The organism is Trichocoleus sp. FACHB-46 (assembly GCF_014695385.1).
In the GTDB taxonomy this organism is placed as follows: domain Bacteria; phylum Cyanobacteriota; class Cyanobacteriia; order FACHB-46; family FACHB-46; genus Trichocoleus.
On the sequence record NZ_JACJOD010000013.1, the window covers coordinates 458086 to 484558 of the forward strand.

General features: G+C 51.1%; 27 protein-coding genes, 1 other RNA gene and 1 riboswitch. Of the genes, 13 read left to right on the plus strand and 15 right to left on the minus strand.

The genetic code is table 11. From position 1 onward, the window contains the following. Window positions 1–155 precede the first annotated feature (155 nt). Both H6F72_RS09755 and cobJ read left to right on the plus strand, forming a co-directional pair. Entirely contained in the window at window positions 156–1760 is a 1605-nt protein-coding gene (locus tag H6F72_RS09755; RefSeq protein ID WP_190434073.1) for an NAD(P)H-quinone oxidoreductase subunit N, read from the plus strand. Window positions 1761–1889: 129 nt separating this feature from the next. Beyond that, window positions 1890–3848: a precorrin-3B C(17)-methyltransferase gene (gene cobJ, locus H6F72_RS09760; protein WP_190434361.1), complete on the plus strand. Its 1959-nt coding sequence runs from the start codon at window positions 1890–1892 to the stop codon at window positions 3846–3848. On the opposite strand, the gene H6F72_RS09765 is transcribed toward cobJ, so the two are convergent. Next, window positions 3832–4179, minus strand: coding sequence for a phage holin family protein (locus tag H6F72_RS09765; RefSeq protein ID WP_190434076.1), 348 nt, complete (start codon window positions 4177–4179; stop codon window positions 3832–3834). The two genes, cobJ and H6F72_RS09765, sit on opposite strands and share 17 nt — an antisense overlap. A 66-nt stretch (window positions 4180–4245) precedes the next feature. On the opposite strand from H6F72_RS09765, the gene H6F72_RS09770 reads away from it, so the two are divergent. Further along, complete coding sequence (locus H6F72_RS09770) at window positions 4246–4740, plus strand: pentapeptide repeat-containing protein (RefSeq protein WP_190434078.1); 495 nt, start codon at window positions 4246–4248, stop codon at window positions 4738–4740. A gap of 91 nt (window positions 4741–4831) precedes the next feature. Here the strand turns inward: H6F72_RS09770 and H6F72_RS09775 are convergent, their stop codons facing one another. Further along, entirely contained in the window at window positions 4832–5692 is an 861-nt protein-coding gene (locus H6F72_RS09775; RefSeq protein ID WP_190434079.1) for an FkbM family methyltransferase, read from the minus strand. Window positions 5693–5873: 181 nt separating this feature from the next. Between H6F72_RS09775 and H6F72_RS09780 the strand changes: the two genes are divergently transcribed. From H6F72_RS09780 to H6F72_RS09795, 4 genes are all read left to right on the plus strand, one after another. After that, a complete protein-coding gene (locus H6F72_RS09780) occupies window positions 5874–7043 on the plus strand; it encodes a 5-(carboxyamino)imidazole ribonucleotide synthase (RefSeq protein WP_190434363.1) in 1170 nt (389 codons plus the stop codon). A 64-nt stretch (window positions 7044–7107) separates the two neighbouring features. Continuing rightward, a non-coding RNA gene (gene ssrS, locus H6F72_RS09785) (6S RNA) lies at window positions 7108–7295 on the plus strand. A gap of 188 nt (window positions 7296–7483) precedes the next feature. Further along, complete coding sequence (locus tag H6F72_RS09790; RefSeq protein ID WP_199298979.1) at window positions 7484–8740, plus strand: pitrilysin family protein; 1257 nt, start codon at window positions 7484–7486, stop codon at window positions 8738–8740. Between the two features lie 116 nt (window positions 8741–8856). After that, window positions 8857–10176 carry a M16 family metallopeptidase gene (locus tag H6F72_RS09795; RefSeq protein ID WP_370527469.1) on the plus strand — a complete coding sequence of 440 codons (1320 nt, stop codon included), beginning with the start codon at window positions 8857–8859 and terminating at the stop codon, window positions 10174–10176. 63 nt (window positions 10177–10239) lie between these two features. On the opposite strand, the gene sipA is transcribed toward H6F72_RS09795, so the two are convergent. From sipA to H6F72_RS09850, 11 genes are all read right to left on the minus strand, one after another. Further along, window positions 10240–10539 carry a regulatory protein SipA gene (gene sipA, locus H6F72_RS09800; RefSeq protein WP_190434084.1) on the minus strand — a complete coding sequence of 100 codons (300 nt, stop codon included), beginning with the start codon at window positions 10537–10539 and terminating at the stop codon, window positions 10240–10242. Window positions 10540–10577: 38 nt separating this feature from the next. Then, window positions 10578–11192 (minus strand): hypothetical protein, encoded by a 615-nt coding sequence (locus H6F72_RS09805; protein WP_190434085.1) that lies wholly within the window; start codon window positions 11190–11192, stop codon window positions 10578–10580. Further along, window positions 11193–12476 (minus strand): glycoside hydrolase family 10 protein, encoded by a 1284-nt coding sequence (locus H6F72_RS09810; protein ID WP_190434087.1) that lies wholly within the window; start codon window positions 12474–12476, stop codon window positions 11193–11195. 61 nt (window positions 12477–12537) lie between these two features. Continuing rightward, window positions 12538–13599 carry a sirohydrochlorin chelatase gene (locus tag H6F72_RS09815; RefSeq protein WP_190434089.1) on the minus strand — a complete coding sequence of 354 codons (1062 nt, stop codon included), beginning with the start codon at window positions 13597–13599 and terminating at the stop codon, window positions 12538–12540. A 33-nt stretch (window positions 13600–13632) separates the two neighbouring features. Next, window positions 13633–13796, minus strand: a riboswitch (cobalamin riboswitch). A 53-nt stretch (window positions 13797–13849) separates the two neighbouring features. After that, window positions 13850–14074 carry a hypothetical protein gene (locus H6F72_RS09820; protein ID WP_190434092.1) on the minus strand — a complete coding sequence of 75 codons (225 nt, stop codon included), beginning with the start codon at window positions 14072–14074 and terminating at the stop codon, window positions 13850–13852. A 20-nt stretch (window positions 14075–14094) separates the two neighbouring features. Continuing rightward, window positions 14095–14520 carry a peptidylprolyl isomerase gene (locus H6F72_RS09825; protein ID WP_190434093.1) on the minus strand — a complete coding sequence of 142 codons (426 nt, stop codon included), beginning with the start codon at window positions 14518–14520 and terminating at the stop codon, window positions 14095–14097. A gap of 146 nt (window positions 14521–14666) precedes the next feature. Continuing rightward, a complete protein-coding gene (locus H6F72_RS09830) occupies window positions 14667–15140 on the minus strand; it encodes a TspO/MBR family protein (protein ID WP_190434095.1) in 474 nt (157 codons plus the stop codon). A gap of 128 nt (window positions 15141–15268) precedes the next feature. Continuing rightward, window positions 15269–15745 (minus strand): tryptophan-rich sensory protein, encoded by a 477-nt coding sequence (locus H6F72_RS09835; RefSeq protein ID WP_190434098.1) that lies wholly within the window; start codon window positions 15743–15745, stop codon window positions 15269–15271. Window positions 15746–15968: 223 nt separating this feature from the next. After that, a complete protein-coding gene (locus tag H6F72_RS09840) occupies window positions 15969–16958 on the minus strand; it encodes a cysteine synthase A (protein WP_190434101.1) in 990 nt (329 codons plus the stop codon). A gap of 150 nt (window positions 16959–17108) precedes the next feature. Continuing rightward, a complete protein-coding gene (locus tag H6F72_RS09845; protein ID WP_190434103.1) occupies window positions 17109–17744 on the minus strand; it encodes a peroxiredoxin in 636 nt (211 codons plus the stop codon). A 102-nt stretch (window positions 17745–17846) separates the two neighbouring features. Then, complete coding sequence (locus tag H6F72_RS09850) at window positions 17847–18800, minus strand: DMT family transporter (protein WP_190434105.1); 954 nt, start codon at window positions 18798–18800, stop codon at window positions 17847–17849. 203 nt (window positions 18801–19003) lie between these two features. On the opposite strand from H6F72_RS09850, the gene H6F72_RS09855 reads away from it, so the two are divergent. The 3 genes from H6F72_RS09855 (at window position 19004) to H6F72_RS09865 (ending at window position 20940) form a co-directional block, all read left to right on the plus strand. After that, window positions 19004–19324 (plus strand): hypothetical protein, encoded by a 321-nt coding sequence (locus tag H6F72_RS09855; RefSeq protein WP_190434107.1) that lies wholly within the window; start codon window positions 19004–19006, stop codon window positions 19322–19324. Between the two features lie 106 nt (window positions 19325–19430). Beyond that, a complete protein-coding gene (locus H6F72_RS09860; protein ID WP_190434109.1) occupies window positions 19431–19790 on the plus strand; it encodes a cupin domain-containing protein in 360 nt (119 codons plus the stop codon). A gap of 40 nt (window positions 19791–19830) precedes the next feature. Then, a complete protein-coding gene (locus H6F72_RS09865; RefSeq protein WP_190434111.1) occupies window positions 19831–20940 on the plus strand; it encodes an S-(hydroxymethyl)glutathione dehydrogenase/class III alcohol dehydrogenase in 1110 nt (369 codons plus the stop codon). 4 nt (window positions 20941–20944) lie between these two features. On the opposite strand, the gene H6F72_RS09870 is transcribed toward H6F72_RS09865, so the two are convergent. Then, window positions 20945–22483, minus strand: coding sequence for a DUF697 domain-containing protein (locus tag H6F72_RS09870; protein WP_190434113.1), 1539 nt, complete (start codon window positions 22481–22483; stop codon window positions 20945–20947). A gap of 263 nt (window positions 22484–22746) precedes the next feature. Between H6F72_RS09870 and H6F72_RS09875 the strand changes: the two genes are divergently transcribed. Together H6F72_RS09875 and H6F72_RS09880 are read left to right on the plus strand one after the other, a co-directional pair. Beyond that, entirely contained in the window at window positions 22747–23316 is a 570-nt protein-coding gene (locus H6F72_RS09875; protein ID WP_190434115.1) for a peroxiredoxin, read from the plus strand. A gap of 69 nt (window positions 23317–23385) precedes the next feature. Then, a complete protein-coding gene (locus H6F72_RS09880; RefSeq protein ID WP_190434118.1) occupies window positions 23386–23835 on the plus strand; it encodes a hypothetical protein in 450 nt (149 codons plus the stop codon). 4 nt (window positions 23836–23839) lie between these two features. On the opposite strand, the gene H6F72_RS09885 is transcribed toward H6F72_RS09880, so the two are convergent. Continuing rightward, on the minus strand, window positions 23840–24679 hold the full coding sequence (locus tag H6F72_RS09885) for a prephenate/arogenate dehydrogenase (RefSeq protein WP_190434120.1): 840 nt from the start codon (window positions 24677–24679) through the stop codon (window positions 23840–23842). Window positions 24680–24799: 120 nt separating this feature from the next. On the opposite strand from H6F72_RS09885, the gene H6F72_RS09890 reads away from it, so the two are divergent. Beyond that, window positions 24800–26389, plus strand: a complete 1590-nt coding sequence (locus H6F72_RS09890; RefSeq protein WP_190434122.1) for a pentapeptide repeat-containing protein — start codon at window positions 24800–24802, stop codon at window positions 26387–26389. Window positions 26390–26473 lie beyond the last annotated feature (84 nt).

The window sequence follows — 26473 nt, forward strand, 5'->3', positions numbered from 1 at the left end:
AAATAAGCGTAAGCGTTAAGATAGCGCGATAAGATCACAGGTTAAAGGCCCAAATTACTGCTTGAGGGTGGTTCAACTGCTGGAAAGCATCAATGGATGACTCACTGGCCTGACTTTTTATTGTTCTTTAGTGCTGTTTAGTCTGTCGAACCCCTATGGATTTTGCTAATCTTGCAGCCCAGTTGAATGCGGGGACGATCGTACCAGAGGGTATTGTCATCGTGACGCTGCTCTCGGTGCTGGTCGGTGACTTGATTGCTGGACGTGCTGCCTCCCGCTGGACTCCTTATTTAGCGATCGCGGGGCTGCTCAGTGCTACGGCTGCTCTCTATTTTCAATGGGAAATCAGCGATCCGATTTCTTTCCTGGGCGGTTTTAACGGTGATGCCCTGAGTGTCGTCTTCCGGGGCATCATTGCGCTGTCTGCCGCCGTGACCATCCTGATGTCGATCCGCTACGTGGAGCAATCGGGCACCTCTCTAGCAGAATTTATTACCATTCTGCTCACCGCAACAGTAGGGGGCATGTTCCTCTCTGGTGCAGACGAGTTGGTGATGGTATTTGTCTCCCTAGAAACGCTCAGTATCGCCTCCTATCTACTCACTGGGTACATGAAGCGCGATCCCCGCTCTAACGAAGCAGCTCTGAAATATTTGCTGATTGGTGCTTCTAGCTCGGCAATTTTCCTCTACGGCGTGTCATTGCTGTATGGGTTGTCGGGGGGTGAAACTCGCCTAACTGAGATCGCGGCTCATATCGTGACTGATCCCACAGGTCAGTCGATTGGTTTGGTGATTGCTTTGGTGTTTGCGATCGCCGGGATCGCCTTCAAAATTGCGGCGGTGCCCTTCCACCAGTGGACTCCTGACGTTTACGAAGGTTCACCTACTCCAGTGGTGGCCTTTCTGTCGGTCGGCTCCAAGGCGGCTGGCTTTGCCCTAGCAATTCGGCTCTTGGTAACGGCTTTCCCAATGCTGACCCACGAGTGGAAGTTTGTCTTCACCGCGCTCGCCATCCTTAGTATGGTCTTAGGCAACGTCGTAGCCTTGGCGCAAACTAGCATGAAGCGGATGCTCGCCTACTCCTCCATTGGGCAAGCAGGCTTCGTCATGATCGGCTTGGTTTCCGGGACTGATGCGGGCTACGCCAGTATGGTGTTCTACCTGCTGGTCTACCTGTTCATGAACTTGGGAGCTTTCACCTGCGTGATTCTGTTCTCCCTCCGTACTGGCACCGACCAAATCAGCGAATACTCTGGTTTGTACCAAAAAGATCCGTTACTCACTTTGGGGCTGAGTGTCTGCCTGCTATCGTTGGGTGGCATTCCTCCCTTGGCTGGCTTCTTTGGTAAGCTCTACCTGTTCTGGGCAGGCTGGCGCGCTGGGGCTTACGGATTAGTTTTGGCCGGATTGGTTACGACTGTAATCTCGATCTACTACTACATTCGCGTGGTGCGGATGATGGTGGTGAAAGAACCTCAGGAAATGTCGGATGTGGTCAAGAACTATCCTGCAATTACCTGGAACTTGCCTGGAATGCGGCCTCTGCAAGTGGGTCTAGTATTGTCCTTGGTTGCCACTTCTTTAGCTGGAATCCTCTCCAATCCTCTGTTTACGCTAGCCAATGACTCGGTCACCCATTCTCAAATTCTGCAATCGGCCATTTCTAATACTCCTGGCAGCACCCAAGGTGTGACAGGCTACATCAAACCTGTTCTGTCAAGTCAGGTGCCTGTCGCAAAAACTAACACTGGTCTTTAATCTGGCAGATTCGGCGCTAGACAGCGCTTCGGTTTGTTGCAATCACCGCCTGACTTTGTCGTTGGGCGGTTTTTATTCCCTTAAATTTTTGCCATTTCCTTCTTGATTTTGACTACGACTAACAACACTTTGAGTTCTTTACTGTTTCAAGACTTTCAATCGTTGGCCGCGATCGCCACGACTCCGGCTGGCCTCAAAAAACTAGGGGCCCTGTGCCAAGCTCATCCCATCACCCTCTGGGTGCCAGAATCTTTAGCCGAATTAGCTCAAGCCCAAAACCTGGACTCGAAGATTTATTCCGGTTCGCTCAAAGAACAGGTGGCTCAGTTGTGGCCGCAGTACCAACGGTTTGTGTTTTGTCTAGCCACAGGTGCGGTGGTGCGCTTGATTGCGCCTTTGTTGCAGCACAAGTCTACTGATCCAGCCGTGGTGGTGGTAGACGAAGCGGGGCAATTTGTCATTAGCTTATGCAGTGGGCATCAAGGAGGAGCCGATCGCTTGGCTGAGGCGATCGCCCTACAACTCAATGCCACTCCAGTCTTGACAGGTGCCGCCAACCGTTTACAGCTACCGGGAATTGATGTTTTAGGCGTGCCGTTTGGTTGGCAGAAAGGCGAAGGAGATTGGACAGGCGTGAGCGCCGCGATCGCTCGTCAAGACGCGGTGCAAGTGATTCAATCAGCAGGAACAACGCTCTGGCAACATCACCTACCCTCGGAGCATTCATTTCAATTTTATGAGTCAGAAGAGACCGCTACGACTTCCATTCAACCCGCTACTCCGAAAGCTAGGGTTTGGATTAGTCTGTCAGAGCGGCAATTCACCTCAGAGTCCGGCATACCAGAAGTTCAATGGCATCCGAAAGTTTTATGGGTCGGGATTGGCTGTGAACGAGGCACTTCTCGACAACTGATCGAAGGCGCGATTCAGCAAGTTTGCCAAGCTCATCAGTTGGCCGAAGCCGCGATCGCTGGAATCGCAACCCTAGACCTCAAAGCCGATGAAGTGGGTTTGGTCGAGCTGTGTCGCGATCGCCAGTGGCCTCTGCGTTGTTTCTCTGCCGAGCAACTGAAATCAGTGCCAGTCCCGACTCCCTCCGAAGTGGTTGCCGCTGAAGTAGGCACCCCTAGCGTCGCTGAAGCCGCCGCCCTCGTAGGGGCACGTCTTGTGCCTGCTCTCTCTGCACCTGACCTAGAAACAGAGCAGCAAGCGGTGTCCCTACGGGTAACTAAACAAATTATTCGGGCAGCAGATCAACCAGGAGCAGTGACGATCGCGATCGCCCAAGCTGAGCAAGAATACACAGGCCGCAGCGGAAAATTGTGGCTAGTCGGGACTGGTCCCGGACAACTAGAACAAATTACTCCGGCTGCCCAAACTGCGATCGCCCAAGCGGATGTAGTGATTGGTTATTCGCTCTATGTAGACCTTGTCAAGCCGTTGCTGCGTCCAGGGCAAATTGTGGAAGCTTTGCCGATCACTCAGGAACGTCAACGGGCACAGCGGGCGATCGAATTGGCGAACTGGGGCTTAACCGTCGCTGTAATTTCGTCGGGAGATTCTGGCATTTATGGCATGGCAGGCCTGGTTTTAGAGGAACTGCGCGCCCAAGATTGGGACGGTAAAACGCCAGCGGTGCGAGTGTTTCCGGGGATTACCGCTCTCCAAGCAGCGGCTTCACGGGTGGGCACACCCTTAATGCACGATTTTTGCGCCATCAGCCTTAGCGACTTGCTGACGCCTTGGGTCATGATTGAAAAGCGCTTAAATGCAGCAGCCCAAGCAGATTTTGTTACCGCTCTCTATAACCCGCGCTCAAAAACCCGTACCGAGCAGATCGCGATCGCCCAACAAATTTTCTTGCAGTACCGTGATCCTAGTACCCCAGTCGCTTTGGTGCGATCGGCCTACCGCGAAGATGAGCAAGTTACGCTCACAACGCTAGGCGAACTGCTAGAAGCACCGATTGATATGCTGACCACAGTTTTAATTGGCAATGCTAGCACTCGCACCTATGCCGACTGGATGATTACTCCACGTGGCTACTTAGGGTTTACACCCGATGCAGAACCTAATCAATCGCCCTAGCAAACCAACCCAATACAGTAGTGGCGATCGTCAGGACAATGGAGCCGAACAGCGCGGGAATAAAACCAGTGATGTCAAAACCGGGAGTCAAAGCGGCCACAATCCAAATAGAGAGGGCATTGACCACAAACAGAAATAAACCCAGCGTCAAAATCGTCAATGGCAAGGTGAAGAACAGCAAAATCGGTCGCACGATCGCATTGACTAAGCCCAAAACCACCGCCGCGATCGCTGCTGCCACAAACCCTGTCAACACAAAACCGGGGACGAAATAAGCTGTCACTAGCAGCGCTAAGGCTGTCACCAACCAAGTTAAGAGAAATTGGGGCATAAACTTGCCTGAATGCGACTACTCTACTAACTATAGGTTTGACATTGATGTGACATCGAAATTTTTATGATCTTTCGGTATCTCGCTGCATTTGTATTGGCGTTTCTGGTTTGGAGCGGGCAGCTAAGCGCGATCGCCCTCAGCCAATATGCTCCGCCTCCGTCCTACAGCAATGCGGAGTTGCGTGGACGAGATTTTTCGGGCCAAAACTTGCAGGTGGCCGAATTTTCCAACACCAATCTCGCGACTGCTAACTTTGTGAATGCCAACTTGCGGGGTGCGGTATTTAGTGCCTCGGTAATGACTGAAACTAATTTGCAAAATGCTAACTTGAGCAGCGCCATGATGGATCAAGTCACTTTCAAGCGGGCTAGCCTCAAAGATGCAGTTTTGACAGATGCCATTTTGTTCCGCTCTACTTTTGAGGACACCGACATTACTGGAGCCGATTTTAGTAATGCTTTGCTGGATGGCGCTCAGGTCAAAAAATTGTGTGAACGAGCTAGTGGTGTGAACCCAACCACAGGCACAGCCACTCGCGACTCCTTAGGTTGCAAATAGATCGGTAGCATGGGTTAGGCGTAGCCGTAACACATGAATTCACAGGCATCAATGCACACAAATTTTTGCTCAATGCAGTGCGTGATGCTGGCTAATTCAATCGCTCTAGACGGTGCCTTTGGGTAGGATGAATTGCAACTGAATTCGCAGGGTAAGGCCCATCCAAGGAAATTGAGGTATAAGGTTCTCTAGGGCCAACAATCACATAACCCAAGCTGGTTAAAAACTCATAAATTGTGCGAATACTGTAGGGCTTGTTGATGAAGAAACCAGGCAGTGTTTCAAAGTAAATAATTGGGTAATAAGTCGTCAAAACTGTTTTGCTGCCCAGCAGTACGTCATACTCCATCCCCTCAACATCTAGTTTAATTACATCTATTTTCTTCGGTTTTTCTTGCGCCACCCATTCATCCAAAGGTAAAACTTCTACAGTGGTTCCTTGGTCGTTCTGAAATAACCCACCATTGCCCCGATAAGTTTGGTCTTCAAAATAGGAAAGCTGACATCGCTGCTGACCTAAACCTAGCGGCACAACCTGCACGATATCCTTCAGGCTAGAGTTCAGATCTAGATTGGATTGGAGGCGCGATCGAATGATTGGACCTGGTTCAAAAGCATAGATTTTACCTGTTTCAATAATGCTAGCGGCGACTAACGTAATGGCACCACAGTTCGCACCAATATCGAGAAAAACATCATCTACTCGGAGTACTTGTTGTAGGAATCGAGTGGTAGTAGGGTCATAAGTACTTGCTAACCAAACCGATGCCTCAATGGGGTAGGTCGTATCTACCTGCAACTGGAAATTTCCCGCGTAGTTTTTGACTAAATGCTGCTGAGATTTCGGTAGAAATCGAACGAATTTTCCGCCACCTCTACCCGTCAACTTGACAAATAATTTGACCAATATTTGGAGTGATTGACTGTAGAGAAGAATCAGAATTTGTGGCATGGGACATCGTTGCGTTATAGAACCGAGGAAGCCAGGTTTAACTATCTTGAATTGAGTGACTGTAGTCGACGCTAAGAGTGGCTGATTTTAGCGTAATATAGCGGATTGCTACCTTAAACTCGGCACGCTCATGGTTTCACCGCCCACCCCTGACTCCTTATCTTCTAACGCTTCAGAAACAATGTCTGCTTATCAGTCGGGATCTCAGCCAGTGCAACGAGTGGGCGTGATTGGTGGAGGCCAGCTGGCTTGGATGATGGCAGGAGCCGCCAAGAAATTAGGGGTACAGTTAGTGGTCCAAACCCCTCATGACACTGACCCTGCTGTAGCGATCGCGGCTGATGCCATTTTGGCTGCGGTGGCCGATGCAAACGCCACCGGAGAGTTAGCAACTCGTTGCGAGGTGATTACCTTTGAGAACGAGTTTGTCGATTTAGAAGCATTGGCCCAGTTGGAAGCCCAAGGCATCCGCTTTCGGCCTCGGTTGACGACTTTGGTGCCGCTACTAGACAAATATCATCAGCGTTCTTACCTGCGCGATTTGGGCTTGCCGACTCCTGAGTTCGTGGCTTTAGAACACCAAATCGATGACACTGCCCTAGAACAGTTGGGCTTTCCGCTGGTTCTGAAAGCGCGTCGCCACGGGTACGACGGTCAGGGGACGTTTATCATTCACGATCAAGCTGAGTTAGAAGATATCTGGCAAAAACTCGATCGCTCTCCCGTTTTACTTGAAGCCTTCGTACCCTTTGAGCGAGAACTAGCAGTGATTGCGGCGCGTGGCACCAGTGGTGAAGTCGCGGTTTATCCAGTGGTGGAAACTCAGCAAGAAAACCAAGTCTGTCGGCGCGTCCTGGCTCCTGCCGATATTCCTGAGAGCGTGCAAGCTGAGGCTGAAGCGATCGCTCGTACGTTACTCAACAGTTTGCAAGCGATTGGAGTTTTTGGTATTGAGCTGTTTCTCACTGCTGACGGCAAAGTCTTGGTGAACGAAATTGCTCCCCGCACTCACAACTCTGGCCATTTCAGCTTGGATGCCTGCGCCACTTCCCAGTTTGAGCAACATCTACGAGCCGTTTGTGGTCTGGCGCTGGGCAACCCTAGCTTAAGCAGTGATGGGGCTGTGATGGTGAATTTATTGGGATACGAACAGTCCCATAGCGATTATTTAGAGAAACGTCAGCAAATCGAGAAAATTCCTCAGGCCCACGTACATTGGTACGGCAAAACTGAATCTCGTCCGGGCCGCAAATTAGGTCATGTCACCGTGTTGTTATCCGCTCAGACGGCACCTAGAGAGCAGGCTCTGGCGATCGCTCAAGAAGTTGAAGCCATTTGGTATCAGCGTTAAGGTTTCCAGATACGTTTGTTAAAACTTGGTCGTTCTCGCCCAAGGCAGCTAAAATAGGTGAGAGGTTCTACTGCGGCGTTGGTGACTGCCAATAATGTTTTATGATCTATGCTTCGCTAATACGGGAACTGATTTAAGCGTCTAGTGGCAGTAGACCGGGCACGTACCCGGAAACTTAAAACTAGAGCTAAGGTACCCACCTGGATTTATTCCAGGTCAAAAACTGAGGTAAGACGGCGTTGCGGGGAGCCCAACTAAATATTTGAAAAAAATTCCCTTGTCTCTATAGGCGGGGGAATTTTTATTTGGTGCGCCTCGTTACCATAGGGGCAAATCAAATTTGTATCAAGCTTTTCGAAACTAGGGAGCATGAAGCGCTACGATGGTCTAATTCGAATTCACTTCGAGTTTGTTTTAGTTAAGCAAGGTTGTCACAGCTTTTGGTCGGTTCAAACTTTCCCGCCAATGTTTTTCAGCTGGACAACGGGTTGACGGTAATTCACCAAGAAATTGCTGCCACGCCTGTTGCCGTCGTAGATGTCTGGGTCCAAGCAGGTGCGATCGCGGAGCCAGAACCCTGGTCTGGGATGGCGCACTTTCTAGAACACATGATTTTTAAGGGCACCGATCGCCTCGCTCCCGGTCACTTTGACCATGCAATAGAAAGTCGCGGTGGGGTGAGTAATGCCGCGACCAGCCATGATTACGCTCACTATTTCATTACTACCGCTGCCGAACATCTGCCCGATACGCTGCCCCATTTAGCCGAATTGGTGCTGCATGCCGCGATTCCCGACGAGGAGTTCGACCGCGAACGCGATGTGGTGCTAGAAGAAATTCGCCAAGCCTACGACGACCCTGACTGGATTGGTTTCCAAGCCCTGATGGAGAGCGTCTATCAACGCCACCCTTATGGCCGCTCAGTTTTGGGGACAGAAGACCATCTGTTGCAAAACTCGCCCGAAGCGATGCGCCGCTTTCACCGCAATCACTATCAACCCGAAAATATGACGGTGGCGATAGTTGGGGGTTTGGATGTAACTGCCGCCACGGAACTGGTCAGCCAAGCCTTTGGGGAATTTAGCGATCGCACCGAATGCCCGATTGGTGAAATTGAAGCAGAACCGCCGATTGTGGGGATTCGTCGCCAAGAGTTGGGCTTACCCCGCCTAGAGCAAAGCCGCCTGATGATGGCTTGGATTGGCCCCGGTGTCGATCAACTCCAGCATGCCTATGGCTTGGATTTATTGTCAGTTTTGCTCGCTGATGGTCGCTCCTCGCGTTTAGTGCGGGAGCTACGCGAAGAGCGCAATCTAGTGCAAGCCATCCAAAGTGGTTTTTCGCTGCAACGAGAGTCCAGCTTATTTACGATTAACGTCTGGTTAGACACAGAAAATTTAGAGCGAGTGGAAGCGATTATTTGCGATCGCCTCTCCGAACTATTAACCACTCCGGTTCGGGATCAGGAACTGGCTCGCTGTAAGCGTTTACTGTGTAATGACTATGCCTTCTCTACCGAAACGCCAGGGCAATTAGCAGGGCTTTACGGCTACTACAACACGATCGCTAAAGCTCAAGTTGCGGTCACCTATCCTCAAAGGATTCAAGCTTTTCAGCCAGAAGAGTTGCAACATCTTGCCAGCCAATATCTCTCTCCTTATCACTATGCAGCCACTATCTTGCGACCGCTAGACTAGCAGAAGCAAATCCGTAACGTTTTGTTGAGATACTAGATGGGGCGATTTACGCGGTTTAGCCAGAATCAAAACAGCCAAAACTTAGTCAAACCAGCATAGTAAGGATCAGTTTGCTCGTGGATCAAAGTGTGACCCCTTTCCTGCAAAACCGCCAAGTTCATCGCACAGTGCTAGAGAATGGCATGGTTGTCCTCGCTGTAGAGAACCCTGCCGCCGACATTATTGCTGCTCGGATCTTCATTCGAGCCGGGAGTATTTGGGAGCGTCCTGAGCAAGCTGGGTTATCTCACTTGGTCGCTTCCGTCCTGACGAAAGGCACCGATCAGCTATCTTCTTTAGAAATTGCCGAGCGCGTCGAGTCGGTGGGTGCGGGCCTCAGCACGGATGCAGCCACTGACTACTTCTTGATGAGCTTGAAGACCGTTTCCAGTGACTTCGTGGAAATATTGGAGTTAGCAGGGCAACTGTTGCGATCGCCCACCTTCCCGGAATCTGAAGTAGAGCTAGAGCGTCGCCTCACCTTGCAAAGCATTCGCTCTCAGCAAGAACAGCCTTTTGCCGTGGCAATGGAGCAACTGCGGCAAGCGATGTATCAAGACCACCCCTATGCCTTGTCCGCCATCGGCACCGCAGCGAGCGTCGCGCAACTTAGCCGCAGCGACTTGCAGCAATATCACCAAACTTATTTTCGTCCTGACAATATCGTGATTAGCTTGGTGGGACGCATCACTCCAGAAGCCGCGATCGCTCAGATTCAGGAAGTCTTTGGAGATTGGCAAGCGCCAGACAGTTCTATTCCTGCCCTGACGCTACCTGTGGTGCCCGTAGAGCCGCAGCAGGTGGTTACGGCCCAAGAAACCCAGCAATCGATTATTATGCTGGGCTACCTCGCTCCCGCCGCCAAAAGCCAAGCCAGTACAGAAGAAGCTGCCCTCGACTACATTGCCTTGAAGCTGCTCAACACTTATTTGGGTAACGGTCTCTCCAGTCGCCTGTTTGTGGAGCTGCGAGAAAAACGCGGTTTAGCCTATGAAGTGTCTGCTTTCTACCCCACCCGCTTAGGTCAGTCCCAGTTTGTCACTTACATGGGCACCGCTCCCGACAATACGGCTACTGCCCTAGAGGGATTGCAGTACGAAGTTCAGCGCCTCTGCGGCGCTCCGCTGAGTGAAGCAGAATTGCAAACTGCTAAAAATAAATTGTTGGGGCAATACGCCCTCGGTAAGCAAACCAATTCCCAAATCGCCCAAGTTTTGGGTTGGTACGAAACCTTAGGGCTGGGTGTAGAGTTTGATGCTCAGTTCCAGAAAGCGATCGCCACAGTCACACCAGAAGCCGCGCAACAAGCCGCCTACCGTCATTTCACTCAGCCTTACGTTTCTTTAGTGGGGCCAGCCGCGTCAGTCAATGCGATCGCGGTTCCGGTGACACTTTAAAACCTAACCCCCAGCCCTTTCCCTAGAGGGAAGGGGAGCTAGATTCAAAGCGCTCCTGTTGATTTATTCAATAGTGGGAGGCAGGGTTTCTGTGTGCGATGATTCAATCACTTCGGCTTCTAGTGCTTCAGCGTTGTTAGCAGTTGCATCAGCAGATTCAAGGTACTGGCTATCGAGCAGAAACTTGCCGCCGCTAAAGTGGATGCTCCAGTAGCCGCCGGGGCGACGAGCCAAAATCGTGCCTTCTTCCCCTAACTGAATTACATTGGGGGGTCGCAACATCGGCATGGGGTCGGCTGTCTTGACATAGGGTGGCATCGTCACGACCCGAACGCGATCGCCAACAGCAAATTCTTTAGACATAACTTATTCTAGTCCTGGTGATTCCCCAATGGGTTAGGTTACTTGATTGCCGCATCTCGGAGCAACTGAGCCAAGCCCACTCCAGTCATCAGCGCCATCAGTAGCCAAACTAAGGCTAACCCAATCACCTCCCCTAGAAACAAACCTGTGATCGTGTGCAGCCAGCCACCGATCACCCAACCGCTGCCAAGCGCGATCGCCCAAGCTAAGACACTGACGCATATCCAGACTTTTGCATCCGCAAAACATTGCCGCAACACCAGCCATTGGCCCACTCCGAGTATGGCTCCCATCTTCATGCCATCTACCAGCCCGTAGAACAATCGCAACAAATCTGAGTGGGTTTGCGGCACGACCCAGCCCAAAGCCCCTAATTTGCTAGCTCCTAAAACAGTCCAGCAGAGGGTACTAGACAAGATCCACCAGCCTGCTTGAGGACACCAGCGTCGCAACACTAGCCACTGCGCTAAACCAATTACAGTACCGCCGATCGCGCCTTCCAAGCCTTGCAAAGCGGCTCTTTCGCCCACTTCTAACCAATAAAGGCTAATCAAAAATCCTAAAATATTGCCTCCTATCCATTGCAGGCAAAAGCGGTAGGCCAACCTTTGTCCAGGCTGGGCTAAAAATAGAGCGGGAGTTGAATGACCCATCTAGCGATTTGTCCTGGGGGGTTGAGCGGGCGCAACAAACAAAGTTTTGAATCCTTGCCGCCGCATCTGAGGCGATTCAGGCGCAATATAGCTCCACAAGCTCTCCCAGTAAAAAAAGGAGACACCATCAAACCCTTGCTCACGCGCAGCCTGGACTTGTTCCTGAATCTGCTGCATGTTGACGGGCTGCCCCCAAGAGCCTGTGTGAATGCCGATCGCCACTGGAATCCGTTGACGCGCGAACTGCACTGCAGGTTGCTTTAGTTCCGCTACAAAAGTAGACAACCTTTGGCGATAGACCTGTAAAACCAGTTCTTCAATCCAGCCCTGCCGCACCCAGGTTTGCCAATCTTGCAGGTAGGTTCTGTAGGAAAACCCTTGAGAGTTGGGGGATAGCGTGATTAAGCAATAGGGCCGCACCACTTTCACGGCGCGAAAAATTTGCTCCATCAAAGCGGTAATTTTATTCGCTCGCCAGCGCATCCATTCTGGGTCTAGCGGGTCATCAGGAGGCGGTTTACTCCCATGTTCTTGCTGGTAAAGCTTGACCGTAAAATCGTCGTAACCAAAATCTACTGGCAACCCAAAGTGGTCATCCAATTGAATCCCAGCGACATCGTAGCGAGTCACGACTTCTACAATCAGATCTACCATCAGGGTTTGCACCTCTGGGTGCAGAGGGTTCAGCCAAACTCGACTGATGCCAAACGGCTGCCGCAGTTTCTGCTGAGCGAATTCTAACCAGGATGGCGATCGCGACTTTGTAGCATTGGGTAAAGCTAATTGCTCCCAATCTGAGCGAATGGCTGTAGTGCCATCTTGACGGCTGGTGAGCCAATCGGGGTGCTGCTGGACTAATGCCGAGCCAGCGGGAGCCATAAAGCCGTACTCAAACCAAGGAATGATCCTGAGTCCCTGTTGATGGCCCTGCTGAACCATCTCCGCTAAAACGTCTTTGCCTAAACGCAGACTCGTTAGCATGGGGTCTTGCGATCGCCCAATGCTCCGCTTGAGCACAAAGCTGGGATAGAGTGTATGCCCCCGGTTCCACACGACAGGGTAAACCGTATTGAAGTGGAGCTGAGATAGCTGCTTGAAGGCTTGCTTGACTCCCCCAGGCCGAAACAGGACCGCACTTGCTACATTGGTCAGCCAGACTCCGCGTAGCTCGGTTAATGCTGGGGCCGCTGGTAGCTTAGGCCGCTGTGCTGGCACAACCAAAAGCACAACCACCAACATCAAAGAGAGTAAGCAGACTAGTCCAGTCTGAAACTTCTTGTCCATCCCCTTGCATTAACCAACCTTCTAGAGTCTAGCTGGCGATCGCTTTAGTGGCTCTAGGTCTTTAGGGAACTTGCCAAATTCTCTCGTGATATTGAGCGGGTTCGGCGTAGGGGTCAACGGTAGGATGATCGTGACCATGCCCGTGGCCGTGCTCATGTCCGTGAGCCTGCTCATGATTATGACCGTGATCGTGACCATGCCCATGATCATGCCCGTGGCCATGACTGCCACCATTAGCAACAGCCGCTAAGCGAAACTTACACATCTCGCAGTTCATCTGCACTTGGCCCAGTTGGGTTTCAATTTCTCGCTCCCGCAAAATGGAGAAGAGTTGCGGATGCAAGCCCATTTCTGGCAAGCAGGTCATGGAGATGTCGGGGTGCAGGTCTTGTTGCTGCGTGGTGATGTCAAAGATTTTCTTCATCAGCAACCCAGTAAACAAGAAGTAAGGCAGGACGATAATCCGCTTTGGTTCATACAGGCGGGCGCGACGGAAGCCTTCTTCTAAGCGGGGATGGGTGATGCCAATAAAGCAGGTTTCGACGGTGCTATAGCCGCTGCCTTCCCAGAGAATCCGAGCCATTTTGTAAACATCACCGTTGGCATCTGGGTCGCTGGCTCCACGCCCCACAAACAGCAGGACGGTATCTTTGCGCTCGATGCCTTGGGGGTTCCATTGAGGTTGGTCGAGTTCGGCTAGGCGCGATCGCCACAACTCCAAAATGCCAGGAGTGATGCCAAAGTGCCGCCCGTAGTGAAACTTGACCTGGGGATGCCGCTGCCGAGCGCGATCGAGTTCGTTGGTGACATCAAATTTGTTATGTCGTGCGGCAAAGAGCAAAATTGGCAAAACGGAAAATTCGGTGTAGCCCTGTTCGACGCACTGATCAACGCCTTCTTGAATGGAGGGAGCGGTGAGTTCGAGGAAGCAAGGAACTGCGGGGCGGGAGGTATCTAGAGCTTGGTACGCTGCGGCAAATTCGAGAAAGCTCCGCCGTCCATCTTCATCCCGACTGCCATGCCCAATCAGCAGTAAAGGTCGCTGCATGGGCAGAGGCGGTAGTTGTGCCGCTGGAGCAGCAGCATCGATTGTATTCAACAGGGTTGAATTGGTAGTTAACATGAGTCAAATCCTCTTTCCCGTGCGACGCAGGAAGTGAGTGAAGTGGTAACAGATAGGCGTTCTGGCTGAGGAGAGCTGACACTCTACTAAATCCGAATTTTCAGCTCCATTGACAGCTGCGGCACAGCACCGGACTCGCACCGGATTTTCCCTATCTGGCTACTGTTCACGTGTGCTTCGTTATCTTATCCCATCTGTTCTTGGGACTGTATGCGGGGGAGGGGGTTGAGGGCGATCGCTCGATGATCTTTTAGTTGGGTGTGCAAGCACATTTACTAGAACCAAACCCTTGGGGGCGCTTGCCCCCAAACCCCCGCTGAAGGACGGCTGCGTCCTCCAGACCTCCTCCAGAAGTTGGTTTTAGGGTACGGTTTTGACTATTGGAATGGCAATTAGATAGGGGGCTTAGGTATTCGCGAATTGCTTGGAACTTGGGCGATCGCTCCTTGGATAAGCCATGAGGCGATCGCGACACTACTTCTACCTAAGATTTACCTAGGATTCGATCTTGACGGAGAAGATTTTGTCGTCTTTCCGAATTGCATTCACGACATCTATATCTTCCGTTTTGCCAAACACGGTGTGCTTGCCGTCAAGGTGGGGCTGAGGTGAGTGGCAAATAAAGAATTGGCTGCCGCCTGTATCTTTACCAGCGTGAGCCATCGACAGGCTACCCGCCAAGTGCTTGTTGGGGTTGCCAGCCGTTTCGCATTTAATTTTGTAGCCCGGACCTCCAGTGCCTGTGCCTTGAGGACAGCCACCCTGAATCATAAAGTCAGAAATCACGCGGTGAAAGGTCAGACCGTCGTAAAACCCTTTATTCGCAAGATCGGTAAAGTTCTGCACCGTGTTAGGCGCATCCTGGTCAAATAGCTCCAGGTTAATCGTGCCTTTGGCGGTTTCCATTATGGCGCGAGTCATGGTCTCTCCTTATTAAGCCGAGATGGCTGATTGCGTCTACCAGCCAATTCATCTCATCCAGCTTAGAACAAAAGTCGCGATCGCTACATTTCGACCCAACCGCAATGGCTCAAACTGCCCTTTGACTGGCTTATCTAAGCACAAGTTTAAGCAGATTCTGGATTCAGCTTTGCCAACTCCCAAGTCGCATAGGTACCAATCGGGCTCCAGATTAAATAGGGAATGAGGAGGGCAGCGGCAGTAGCCGAAACGGGTGCAACCACCGCTGCCAGAATCCAACCTAGAACTGCTCCAGTACCGCCAATGAACGTACCAATGGTGAGGTTACGCAGCCACAACGTCAGAGGCTGGTAGACAATTGTCACAATTTCTAATAGCAGATAGAAACCCATGAGAAACCAGGTTTTTGAGCTGCCAGGGTCTCGTTCCCAAATGTTGTAGGCAGACCATGCGCCACAGACAAAAACCACCGCCCAAATCACTGGAATGGCAGGTTCAAAAGTGAGCCAGCTTGGACGACGTAAGCGCCGAAACCATTTCACATCACGGGGCCGAATCACACTACCACCGATCGCCACTAAAAAGGTTACGGCTGCAATTACCATCCAAGACTTGATCATGCTTTTTGCTTCCTCTGGGCCACACACTTCACTTAGCTCAAATCAGATCTGACGGTTCTGAGCAAAGAGTAAGTTATGAAGCGATTGTGTCAGGGCATTAGGTCAACCGTAATCGACCAGCGGAAAGATTAGTGTGCTGCCTCAGGGTTGAGCCGCATCATTTCCAATGTGGCATAGGTGCCAATCGGACTCCAAATTAAGTACGGCAAGAGCAAAAGCACTGCCAAACCCGAAATTGACAAGATGGAGCTAGCGAGGAAAACTCCTAAAACCACACCAATACCGCCTAACACCACCCCGACTTTAATATTTCGCAGCCTGAGAGTAAGCGGAATGTAAGCAACAGTAATTACTTCTAGTAGTAGGTACAGCGCCATTAGGAGCCACATTTGCAAGCTACCTGGATTCTTTTCCCATACCAAATAGGCAGAAGCAGCCCCACAACTAAACACAAAAGTCCAAATCACCGGAATTAGAGGCTCAAAGAAGAGCCACAAAGGACGCTGTAGCTCTACTGCCCAGACAGTATCGCGGGGTCTGATCCAAGCTGCCCCTAAAGCCACCAAAAAGGTGATGCCACCAATAATCATCCAAGATTCCACCATGTCTTTGCCTCCTATCCTGACCCGCTCCACTGACTTAATCCGTCAGCTTATGTTTATGGTCGCAAGTCCAAGCGGAAGCTTACTCAGTCGTGGGTGGGAACCTGATGGCACATGCCACCCACAAATATCCCTGGCGAATATACCCCTAGCCAATATGGCTGTTGCCATAGCTTGAGAGCGGGTGGCGCATCGAAGTGCTAGAAGGAAGCTGGCGGGAGATAGTTTAGGCAGTGGCGATCGCTTCTGGAGATAATCCTTTTTGAGCGAGCCAATCCAGATTGAACAACCGTGATTGATACCGGGAGCCGCTATCACACAAAATAGTCACAATGGTATGTCCGGGCCCCATTTGTTTTGCCAGTGCCACTGACGCAGCGACGTTAATCCCACTGGAGCCGCCCAAAAATAAGCCTTCTTCTCGCAGCAGGCGATACACAACCTCTACACACTCTTGGTCATGAATGCGAATGGCATCATCCGCAGGTGCCCCTTCCATATTGGCTGTAACGCGGCTGTTGCCAATACCCTCGGTAATGGAACTTCCTTCTATGTGAATTTCTCCCGTTTTCACATAGCTGTAGAGACCGCTACCCATTGGGTCAGCCAATACTGCTCTGATGTTAGGGTTCTTTTCCTTGAGAAACATTGCCACCCCAGCGTAGGTTCCACCTGTGCCAGTCGAGGTAATCCAAGCATCAACTTTGCCCTCAGTTTGCGCCCAGATTTCTGGCCCAGTCGTGTGGTAATGAGCCAACCGATTGGCTAAGTTATCGAACTGGTTTGCCCAGATCGCATTCTCCATCTCTTCTGCAATGCGGCCAGAAAGCCTGACGTAGTTGTTGGGGTCTTTGTAAGGTACGGCAGGAACAGGACGCACTTCAGCGCCTAAAGTTCGTAGTGTGTCAATTTTTTCTTGGGATTGGGTGTCAGGGATGATGATCAGGCACTTGTAGCCCTTAGCGTTGCAGATATGCGCCAAACCAATGCCTGTATTGCCTGCGGTGCCTTCTACTACGGTGCCACCAGGCTTGAGCAACCCTTTGCGTTCGGCATCTTCAATCATGTATAGCGCAGCCCGGTCTTTCACAGAGCCACCTGGGTTAAGGAACTCGGCCTTGCCTAAAATTTCGCACCCCGTTTCTTCGCTAAAGCTGTGCAACCGAATTAAGGGTGTGTTGCCGACGCTGCCGACAAATCCGTTTTTAATATCCATGCTCAATTTACCTATTGCTTCCCTTTAAAAATTTTGACTCATAGACGTGGCAGGATTGCGGTTTTAGGGGGCGATCGCCTCAGCCAAAATTCCCCAAAAAATAAGGTGGGCATTGCCCACCCTACAGAAATTAATTTGACCGCGAGCCGCTTATTTGTCGGGTTGGGGGGTCATGCGGAGGTAAGGTCTGATTTCGGTCACACCTTTGGGGAACTTCTGCTTCGCTTCTTCGGTGGGGATAGAAGGTACGACTACAACATCATCGCCATCTTTCCAGTTCACAGGAGTGGCAACGCTGTAGTTGTCGGTCAGCTGCAGAGAGTCGATGACCCGCAAGATTTCTTGGAAGTTACGACCAGTGCTGGGGGGATAGGTGATCGTCAAACGCAGTTTTCTTTGAGGATCGATCACGAATACGGTGCGAACCGTCAACTTGGCATTGGCATTGGGGTGAATCATGCCGTACAGATCAGACACCTTCTTGTCGTCGTCTGCCAAGATTGGGTAGTTAACCGTAGTGTTCTGAATTTCGTTGATGTCACCGATCCAGCCTTTGTGGGACTCAGCATCATCAACACTTAGCGCGATCACTTTAGCATTGCGCTTGTCGAATTCAGGCTTGAGCTTAGCAACTTCGCCAAGTTCGGTGGTGCAAACTGGCGTGTAGTCAGCAGGGTGAGAGAAGAAAACAACCCAGCTATCGCCAGCCCAGTCATAGAAGTTGATTTCGCCTTCGCTGGATTGCTGCGTAAAGTTGGGAACTACGTCACCAAGTTGGAGAACCATAACCGAGATTTCCTGTGGTCTAAGTATGCGAGTCAGAAGCAAATATTCTAACTTGTGATCATGACACAAAACTCCGGTTTTCCGGTCGGAGTTTAGATCTTTTTATGATTTTACTGCAGATGGGTCTCTCTTTGGTCTTTGGCCTAAGGCGATCGCAAAAGACCCCGACACCACAAAAATCGCCCCCACAATCCCTAAAATAGTTAGTTGCTCCGGGGCAATTAGGGTCGGCCAGAAGACAGGCAATCCTAACATAGTGCCAATGGTCACTACTGGAGTCAGCGAGAGAACCGCACTAACTCTAGAGGCTTCCCAATGATCCAGCGCTTCCGCAAAGGCACCATAAGCAATCAAAGTATTTAACGCGCAAAAGAGCAAGGCAATCCAATGAAATGTATCCAAACTGAGAAGTTTTTGCGGGGCAGCAGTTGGAGTAAACAGAAGCGTCGCCCCACCATAAATCGCCATCATGATTGTGGCTGACGGCAAGGTTTGGAGCAGTTGCTTTTGAGCTAAGGCATAAACCGCCCAAGCGATCGCAGCCAAAACCAACAAACCACTCCCACCCAAGTATTGAGCCGAGCTAGTCACGAGTGCTTGCAGTTGCTCATGAAAAAACAAGGAAAATCCCAGCGTCAGCAGAGCTAAACCTGTCCACTGGCGCAAGCTGTAACGCTCCTTAAACACCCACAAAGCCCCTAAACCCATCGAAACGGGAGCCAACTGAATCAGCACTTGGGCATTAGCGGGTGAAGTTTGAGCCAGCCCTTGTAGAAACAGCAAATAGTTGATCGCCAGAAATACAGTCGCGATCGCCAACAGCTTCCATAATCCGGGCGATCGCAGCTTTTCTAGAGTGGGTAATTGTTTGCGGCTTGCCAAATATAGCGCCAGCAGCCCAAAGGAAATCAGGAACCGAAACCAAGTGACGGTGTATACATCCAACACCTGCAACGTCACCATTAGCGCCACTGGCAGCACTCCCCAAAGCAATACGGTCAGCAGGGACAAAGCTAAGCCCAATCGCCAACGCCCCGAACTATGGTGCAATGGCATAAACCCCCAGATAAAAAGCCGATAAAAACAGATGCATCCAACGGCACAGGCTTTCTAGTTTAGCGATTGCTAATTTTGGAATTAAGACAACCCCATCAACCGACACGGCCAGAAGGGGAGATGTCTCAAAAACTTTTACAAACCACTTGCATTTCCTGCGATCGATTGGTAATTAAAACTAATCGGTGGCAGCAGTACTTCTTATGTTTGACACCCTCTTGATTAGCCTATTGCAACTGCTGTATTTCCTGATTCAGGTTATTCAGCCAATTCTGATTCCTGTTTGCTTTATTACGGCTTGGGGTCTAGTTATTTTAGTGAGTTGGAACACTTGGTCAGCGGTGCGGGATGGTGTAACGAGTGCCAAGCGCATGCACCAAATCCCTTGTGCCAACTGTGAGTTTTTCACCGGAGACTATCACCTCAAATGCACTGTGCATCCCGCCACAGCCCTCTCTGAAGATGCGATCTACTGCCCTGACTACGAACCTACCTCCCAGCCCCTACCCGTTTCTCACTACTAAGGATTGCTTCTAAAGGTTCTGAGCGCGATCGCTCCTCATTGTCTGAGCGTTCGATCATAGCTCTAGTGCTCTACAATCGTTGCCAGCGATCGCGTGAGACTTAGGAATGTTAGTACGAAAACTCTACGACTGCGAAGAATTTGTGGCAGGCGACAGTACCTTGCTGCGAGAACTCTTCCATCCCGACAAGCAAGCGATAGATTTGCGCTACAGTCTAGCCCACGCGATCGTTCCGGTTGGGGAAACCTCCACGCCTCATTCTCTCACTACCTCTGAGGTCTACTACATTCTCAGCGGTCGAGGAGAGATGCACATTGGAGACGAAACCCAAATGGTGGAACCGGGGGACGCCGTTTATATTCCACCCGACGCTAAGCAGTTTATTCGCAATACTGGCAGCGAACCGCTTGTGTTTATCTGTATTGTCGATCCCGCATGGCGAAAAGAAGACGAAACCGTCTATTAAGCCAGAGTATGTCTGAGAGAGTGATGTTAGGAGCCGTGTCATGGACGTAAAAGCCGCAGTTGCCTTTGAAGCTGGGAAGCCGTTGACTATTGAAACGGTGCAGCTAGAAAACCCCCAAGCAGGGGAAGTGCTAGTCGAAATCAAAGCGACAGGAATTTGTCACACTGATGCCTTTACGCTTTCTGGTGCTGACCCAGAAGGCTTGTTTCCGGCCATTTTGGGGCACGAAGGTGCTGGTGTGGTGGTGGAAGTTGGCCCAGGAGTCACTTCGGTAAAACCTGGCGATCATGTGATTCCGCTCTACACTCCCGAATGCCGCAATTGCGAGTATTGCCTCAGCTTCAAAACTAACCTGTGCCAAGCCATTCGAGGCACGCAAGGCCGAGGTTTGATGCCCAATGGCACCAGTCGTTTCTCGATCGCTGGCAAAATGATCCATCACTACATGGGCACCTCCACCTTTGCCAACTACACGGTGCTGCCTGAAATTGCTGTGGCCAAAATTCGTGAAGATGCTCCCTTTGACAAAGTTTGCTATATCGGCTGTGGTGTCACCACCGGGATTGGCGCTGTTCTCTATACCGCCAAAGTTGAGCCTGGTGCGAATGTAGTTGTGTTCGGCTTGGGCGGTATTGGCCTCAATGTAATCCAGGGTGCCCGGATGGTGGGAGCCAACATGATTGTGGGTGTAGACCTCAACCCCCAGAAACGTGTCTTAGCCGAAAAATTAGGCATGACCCATTTCGTCAACCCTAAAGAAGTGGAGGGCGATCTGGTAGCTCACTTGGTGGAACTAACTAAAGGTGGCGCTGATTACAGCTTTGAGTGTATTGGCAACGTCAACGTCATGCGTCAAGCCCTAGAGTGTTGCCATAAAGGTTGGGGTGTCAGCATCATCATTGGGGTGGCGGGAGCAGGCCAAGAAATCAGCACTCGTCCATTTCAATTAGTGACTGGCCGCGTCTGGAAAGGCTCTGCGTTTGGGGGAGCGAGAGGCCGTACCGATGTGCCCAAGATTGTGGATTGGTACATGGACGGCAAAATCAACATTGATGATCTGATCACTAATGTGGTGCCAGTCGAGCAAATCAATGAAGCCTTCGACCTGATGCACAAAGGTGAGGCAATTCGGACTGTCGTGACGTTTTAGCGATTTAAACTTGCTCTTCTGAAGAATTGGCCTTGGCTTGCGCTCGTTTGGTAGACAGATCCAGCTTGGCCCGCAATTCATCTTTAATGCGACCCAAAATTGATTCTTCGTCCAGAGAAGCCAAAATCCGGGTCACGACTGCTTTTGGTCCTTCTGGTCCCCAGGTGGCTCCGTTGGCGAGGTAGGCTTTGGTGATGTGACCAATCCCATAAGTAGAAACGCCTGCTACACCCGCCTGAGTAATGGCAACAGAAAGATAGGGGGCGATCGCCAGTCCTCCGGTGGCTGGAACCGAAGCACCCAACAGCCCTTTCAGAGAACTCAATCCAAACGTCACCAGAAGCTCACTGGCACTGATTCCACCCATTGTCAGCGCAATTTTTTGCAACAAATTAATGGCGTTTTTTTGAGTCATAGAGATGCCGTAAAGCTTCGATAGCGTCAGAATCAACGCTACATCAATGGCCGCACTTCCCAACACATCGATGACCGTGATGGGGTTGAGGGCGATCGCCACCGCTTTGGTCATGACTCCATTCCAAATAATTTGGTTGGCACTGCGATCGCGAATTTCCATCTTCCGCTGCACCAGTTGCTCATTGACATCATCGGCATAGAGCATAGTGTTGAGGGCCACCAGAGATTTGCCTTCTCGGTGCAGAATCTCCAAAATTTTGAGCTTTAACTCTCCAACTTCCGGAATGCCTCGGCTTAATTGGGCAGTCATTTTGCCATCTGGGTGACGTACAGCCTTAGCAATTAGGGGAGAAGCCGCTGCCATCACAATCTCTTCTGGAGAGAGCAATTCTTTAACTCGCTCATCCCGAATTTTTTGATAGATTGCCGTGCGATCGGCATCAGGATATTGGTCAATCTTGTTAAATACCAACAGAATCGGTTTGCTGGCTTCCCGCAATTCTGACAGCGCTTCGTACTCTACTTTGGTCATGTCACCCGCGACTAAAAACAGAATCAAATCTGCCTGTTTTGCCACTTGACGCGCCAAAGCTTCGCGCTTTTCACCATCCACTTCATCAATGCCGGGAGTATCAATCAGCTCAATCCGCGAGTCACCCACTCCTGGCAACGCTACCCGAATAATGTCGCGATCGCTTCCCGCCACCGCCTCTCTTCGCAGGCTCCAGTCCGCGCTCTGAATCACCTGCGTCACCCCATGAATAGGGCCAACCTCAAAGAGGTCTTGACCGAGCAGTGCATTCAGTAAAGAAGACTTACCCCGCCCCACCATGCCAAACACAGCAATATGCACCACAGAACGGTCTAGCTTATCCAGCATGCGCTCTAGACCTTGAATTTCTGGCTCCAGTCCAGCGCGTTCTTGCGGTGTTAAATCTAGATGACCCACAATCTCGCGTAGGGCATCTTGGGCTTGCTTGTAATTGAGTTCTGCCTGAATGTCTTCAAAGCTAAAGATGGCATTTTCCAGTTCTGCGTCCAAGTTGGTCTGCTGCCAATCCCCACTGGTTTGGTCAGCGGCAACTAAATTGGCATCAGGATCAAATTGAGGCCGAGAACTATCCAAAGTGAACCTCCAGGGAAATCAGCGCTTTCTTTAAAGACAATAAACGCCTCATTTCATCGTAGCCAGTTCTGTTAAGTGTCGAGCAGGGCGAACAGATGCTTATCCGCTTCGATCAATCAGGATGTTGGCATCTTAAAGAGCAATCTGGTAACGAGCGGGCGATCGCGAACTTTTTGTGAAGATCCTGGGACTACCGCTAAACAGAGGCTAAGATACCTGAGAAATATGTAAACTTGTGTTAAGTACAGCCCTACATCTTGACCATGATCTCTCGTCGTACGTTGCTCGGTGCTCTCTTCGCTTACGTTCTCGCCATATTGGCGGTCTTTAATCTAGTACCAGCAGCCCATGCGCTCGGTGGCAAGTTGCCAGAACTCAACCGACCCGCGCCAGAATTTACCTTGCCGACCAATACGGGAGATGGAGCAATTTCGCTCGTCGACTATCGAGGTAAGTGGGTAGTTGTCTACTTCTATCCCAAGGACTTTACCTCTGGTTGCACCTTGGAAGCTCGTCGCTTCCAGCAGGATCTACCAAAGTACTCAGCCAAAAATACCGAAATTTTGGGGGTGAGCGCTGATTCCGTCGATTCTCACGCAGAGTTCTGTGACTCAGAAGGCTTAAAGTTTCCGCTCTTGGCGGATGCAGATGGCAGTGTGAGCAAAGCTTACGGCTCTTGGTTAGGCTTCCTCTCGGCACGGCATACCTTCATCATCGATCCTGAAGGAGTTTTGCGGGAGCGTTTCACAGGCGTTAACCCTGTTGTCCACAGCAGCGAAGTGCTCGCTCGCCTGAATGAACTGCAAGCCACGACGGTTTCATCCGTAACCTAAATCAGGCAGGGAGGTTAGCAGAGTGCCCTACCATAGAAAGCAGTCTTGTTTTATGCAGGAAGCTGCTCCATGAGCTTGGAATCTCACCCTGCCTCCGCTTCTTCACCAAAATCCTGGGACTTTGCTGAGCCGCCAGAGTTTGCTGAGCCACCGCTACCGCAAACTATTGATCTGCTACCCCCCCTAGAACTAGCTCCTGCCCCACCCAGCTTAGAGATTGCCGCTGACTCACCCGCAGCGATCGCATCAGACCCCATTAACGCTGAACCAACGGCTCGTCCGTGGAGCTTACCAAGTGCAACAGAGCTACAACCTGCTCGTCTGCGGGTAGGACTATTTTTTGTCGGCTCTGGTGCCACATCCTTGGCGTTGCTTTGGCTCTACATTAAGTGGGTTTGCCCAGAGTTTGGCCCTGCTGAACAAATGACCTACTATTGGCAGCCTTACATCTGGTTTGTGGGCTTAGGAGTGGCAGGGCTATTTATGCTGGGTCGAGAGGTGATGCGAGGGAAGCCTTAACTTCTCACTTCACAAAGCGCGATCGCCCTTGCTGAGTTTGCTTTAGTTGGTCTACCAAACCATCCCAGTTTTCTTGCTCCACAGCCGCCACAATTTGATCGAGTTGGTCCCGGTAAGCAGCAAGCGATCGCAACAGAGCAGAGCGATTATAGCGTGCCATCATCAAACCCAGCTCTGGATTTCCTCCCCCAACGCGGCTTGTATCCTTGAAGCCAGAGCTGGCTAAAGCTTCGGCAAGTTCTAGGGTGGTAGGGTCTGTCTCACTCATGCAAGCTGCGATTAAGCTAGAGCTAACCATCACAGGTAAATGAGAGATCCAAGCCACAGCCCGATCATGATCCTCAGGCCGACAGTGGTAGAGGTGAGCACCCAGCGATCGCACTAGCAGTTCCAGCGTTTCAATCGCCACGGGTGGGGTGCTGGCTGTCGGCGTTAGGACGTAGGGTTTTCCAGCAAACAAGTCAGATTGGGCTGCCTCAATGCCATTCTCTGCGGTCCCTGCCATGGGATGCCCACCAACAAAGTTGGACCAGCGTGGAGTGATGCTATCCACCACGGAGGTTTTGACCGAGCCAACATCCGTTAGAATCGTGGTCGCAGCCAGGTGTGGGATCAGCTGGATGACGGTTGCTTCGATCGCAGAGAGAGGGGTACAAATAAAAACCACATCGGCAGCAGCCAAGAGCGTTAAGTTGACACTGGCATCATCGACGGCTCCCCTGGCGATGGCTCGCTGGCAAGTGTGCTCTTGACGACTCACCCCCAAAACCTGGTACCCACGCGATCGCAAGTCTAGCCCCAACGAGCCCCCGATCAAGCCCAGTCCAACAATCCCAATATTCATCTGCTATCCTGCCAATATTCAGTGCTTACTGACTCAACCAGCTACTTAGGCTCACGTAGCTCAACCATGACTAGATGCCGCCTATCTCCATCATTTTTGGATCTCTAAAAGGAAATCTTGATGAACGCAGAGGAACTCCTAAAAAAATACGGAGCGGGGACTAGAGAATTTATAGCGGCTGACTTACGTGAGGCTAATCTCAGTGGCGTCAACCTGAGCAAAGCGAACTTGAGTCAAGCGAACTTGAGTGTATCAAATCTCAGTGGCGCGAATTTGAGTGAAGCCAACCTGAGCCGAACCAAACTGAATGTGGCTAGGCTCAGTGGCGCGAATTTGACCAAGGCTGACTTGAGCGGCGCTAACCTCAATGTCGCCAATTTAATTCGGGCTGACTTAAGCGGGGCCAACTTAACGCAAGCAGCGCTGGTGCGGGCAGAGTTGGTGTTAGCAGACCTGAGTGGTGTGAACTTAAGTCGAGCAAACCTGAGTGAGGCGAATCTACGCGAAGCTAAATTGCGTCAGGCCACATTGCTCCGGGCCAACCTCAGCTCAGCTGATTTAAGAAGTGCTTCTCTCACAGGGGCTACTTTAGAGCAAGCGAACTTACAAGGTGCGGATCTGAGTAAGGCAGACCTGAGTGGTGCCAATTTAAGTGGAGCGGAGCTGCGGCAGGCTAACCTGAATCAGGCCAATCTCAGCGGTGCTGACCTCAGCGGTGCGAATCTACGCTGGGCCGATCTCAGCGGCGCTAAATTGCATGGAGCCGACTTGAGCGGGGCGAAGCTCAGTGGCGCTGATCTGAGCCGAGCAGATCTGAGCAACACCAATTTGATGAATACCAGCTTGGTCTACGCAGACCTGAGTCAAGTGAACTTAATTCGGGCTGATTGGATCGGCGCGGACTTAACGGGTGCGACTCTAACCGGAGCCAGAGTGCATGCAGTATCCCGTTTTGGCATTAAAACCGAAGGAATTACGTGTGAGTGGATTGACCTGAGCCCAACAGGTGATCAGAGCCAAATTCATCGCTTTGCCGCTGAAGAACACAAGAAATTTTTCAAATCGACTCCGCCTACGGTGCAGGTGGTCATCGACGCGCCACTCAGCTCAGCAGGGCACTTGGCCTTAGCTGCGGCCTATCACCAAATTGCCCAGCACTGCAAAACGTTAGGCTCTCCTCCCAGCATTGATGTCGGTCGGCGGCGCACTACGCTTACCTTTGGCCTCAACGGTGATGAACAACTGTTTGCGATCGCCTATGTGGCAATTTTGCCGTTTCAAGATGCCAAGACAGTGCGACAGCAAATCCTGGGGCTGCTAAATATGGTGCGATCGCAAGGCACTCAAGAGTTGAGCGTCAAGGAACTAGAGCGGCTAGAGCAGCTCAGCGCCGCCTTGACCCAAATCAGCCAGCAAACCGAAAAGATTCGGATTTCGCCACCTTTACCCAGCCAAGAACCAACGCCTGCCGAAAAGCCAGCCTTAGAGAGAGAAACTAACTTTTTTGCTGCGCCTACCCAAACCATTCTGACTAATTCCAGCGATCGCACCCTTACCGCCTACTACCACCCCATGTTTGGCAAACGCTTTATGAGTCCTTCTAGCTTCGCTAAAGCTGGGTTGCAGAGCGCCACTGCCAATAAGCCAACTCTACTGCCCGTAAGCGTTGTGATCGATTTTCTCCGGGGATTCTATTACCTGGATCGTTAGCTGCCTGCTAGAGATGGATCTCTGAATGTGGGTCTGTAGGGACGGATTTCTGGGGTAGAGCTTTGGGGCCAAACCTTGCTAGAA

Coding starts and splice junctions, on each gene's coding strand:
- H6F72_RS09850 (WP_190434105.1), bottom strand. CDS start 18,800: ATGCCATTGCACCATAGTTCGGGGCGTTGGCGATTGGGCTTAGCTTTG.
- H6F72_RS09880 (WP_190434118.1), top strand. CDS start 23,386: ATGAGCTTGGAATCTCACCCTGCCTCCGCTTCTTCACCAAAATCCTGG.
- H6F72_RS09845 (WP_190434103.1), bottom strand. CDS start 17,744: ATGGTTCTCCAACTTGGTGACGTAGTTCCCAACTTTACGCAGCAATCC.
- H6F72_RS09865 (WP_190434111.1), top strand. CDS start 19,831: ATGGACGTAAAAGCCGCAGTTGCCTTTGAAGCTGGGAAGCCGTTGACT.
- H6F72_RS09835 (WP_190434098.1), bottom strand. CDS start 15,745: ATGGTGGAATCTTGGATGATTATTGGTGGCATCACCTTTTTGGTGGCT.
- H6F72_RS09890 (WP_190434122.1), top strand. CDS start 24,800: ATGAACGCAGAGGAACTCCTAAAAAAATACGGAGCGGGGACTAGAGAA.
- H6F72_RS09815 (WP_190434089.1), bottom strand. CDS start 13,599: ATGTTAACTACCAATTCAACCCTGTTGAATACAATCGATGCTGCTGCT.
- H6F72_RS09805 (WP_190434085.1), bottom strand. CDS start 11,192: ATGGGTCATTCAACTCCCGCTCTATTTTTAGCCCAGCCTGGACAAAGG.
- sipA (WP_190434084.1), bottom strand. CDS start 10,539: ATGTCTAAAGAATTTGCTGTTGGCGATCGCGTTCGGGTCGTGACGATG.
- H6F72_RS09770 (WP_190434078.1), top strand. CDS start 4,246: ATGATCTTTCGGTATCTCGCTGCATTTGTATTGGCGTTTCTGGTTTGG.
- H6F72_RS09810 (WP_190434087.1), bottom strand. CDS start 12,476: ATGGACAAGAAGTTTCAGACTGGACTAGTCTGCTTACTCTCTTTGATG.
- H6F72_RS09860 (WP_190434109.1), top strand. CDS start 19,431: ATGTTAGTACGAAAACTCTACGACTGCGAAGAATTTGTGGCAGGCGAC.
- H6F72_RS09765 (WP_190434076.1), bottom strand. CDS start 4,179: ATGCCCCAATTTCTCTTAACTTGGTTGGTGACAGCCTTAGCGCTGCTA.
- H6F72_RS09755 (WP_190434073.1), top strand. CDS start 156: ATGGATTTTGCTAATCTTGCAGCCCAGTTGAATGCGGGGACGATCGTA.
- H6F72_RS09825 (WP_190434093.1), bottom strand. CDS start 14,520: ATGACTCGCGCCATAATGGAAACCGCCAAAGGCACGATTAACCTGGAG.
- H6F72_RS09775 (WP_190434079.1), bottom strand. CDS start 5,692: ATGCCACAAATTCTGATTCTTCTCTACAGTCAATCACTCCAAATATTG.
- H6F72_RS09830 (WP_190434095.1), bottom strand. CDS start 15,140: ATGATCAAGTCTTGGATGGTAATTGCAGCCGTAACCTTTTTAGTGGCG.
- H6F72_RS09875 (WP_190434115.1), top strand. CDS start 22,747: ATGATCTCTCGTCGTACGTTGCTCGGTGCTCTCTTCGCTTACGTTCTC.
- H6F72_RS09780 (WP_190434363.1), top strand. CDS start 5,874: ATGTCTGCTTATCAGTCGGGATCTCAGCCAGTGCAACGAGTGGGCGTG.
- H6F72_RS09840 (WP_190434101.1), bottom strand. CDS start 16,958: ATGGATATTAAAAACGGATTTGTCGGCAGCGTCGGCAACACACCCTTA.
- H6F72_RS09855 (WP_190434107.1), top strand. CDS start 19,004: ATGTTTGACACCCTCTTGATTAGCCTATTGCAACTGCTGTATTTCCTG.
- H6F72_RS09885 (WP_190434120.1), bottom strand. CDS start 24,679: ATGAATATTGGGATTGTTGGACTGGGCTTGATCGGGGGCTCGTTGGGG.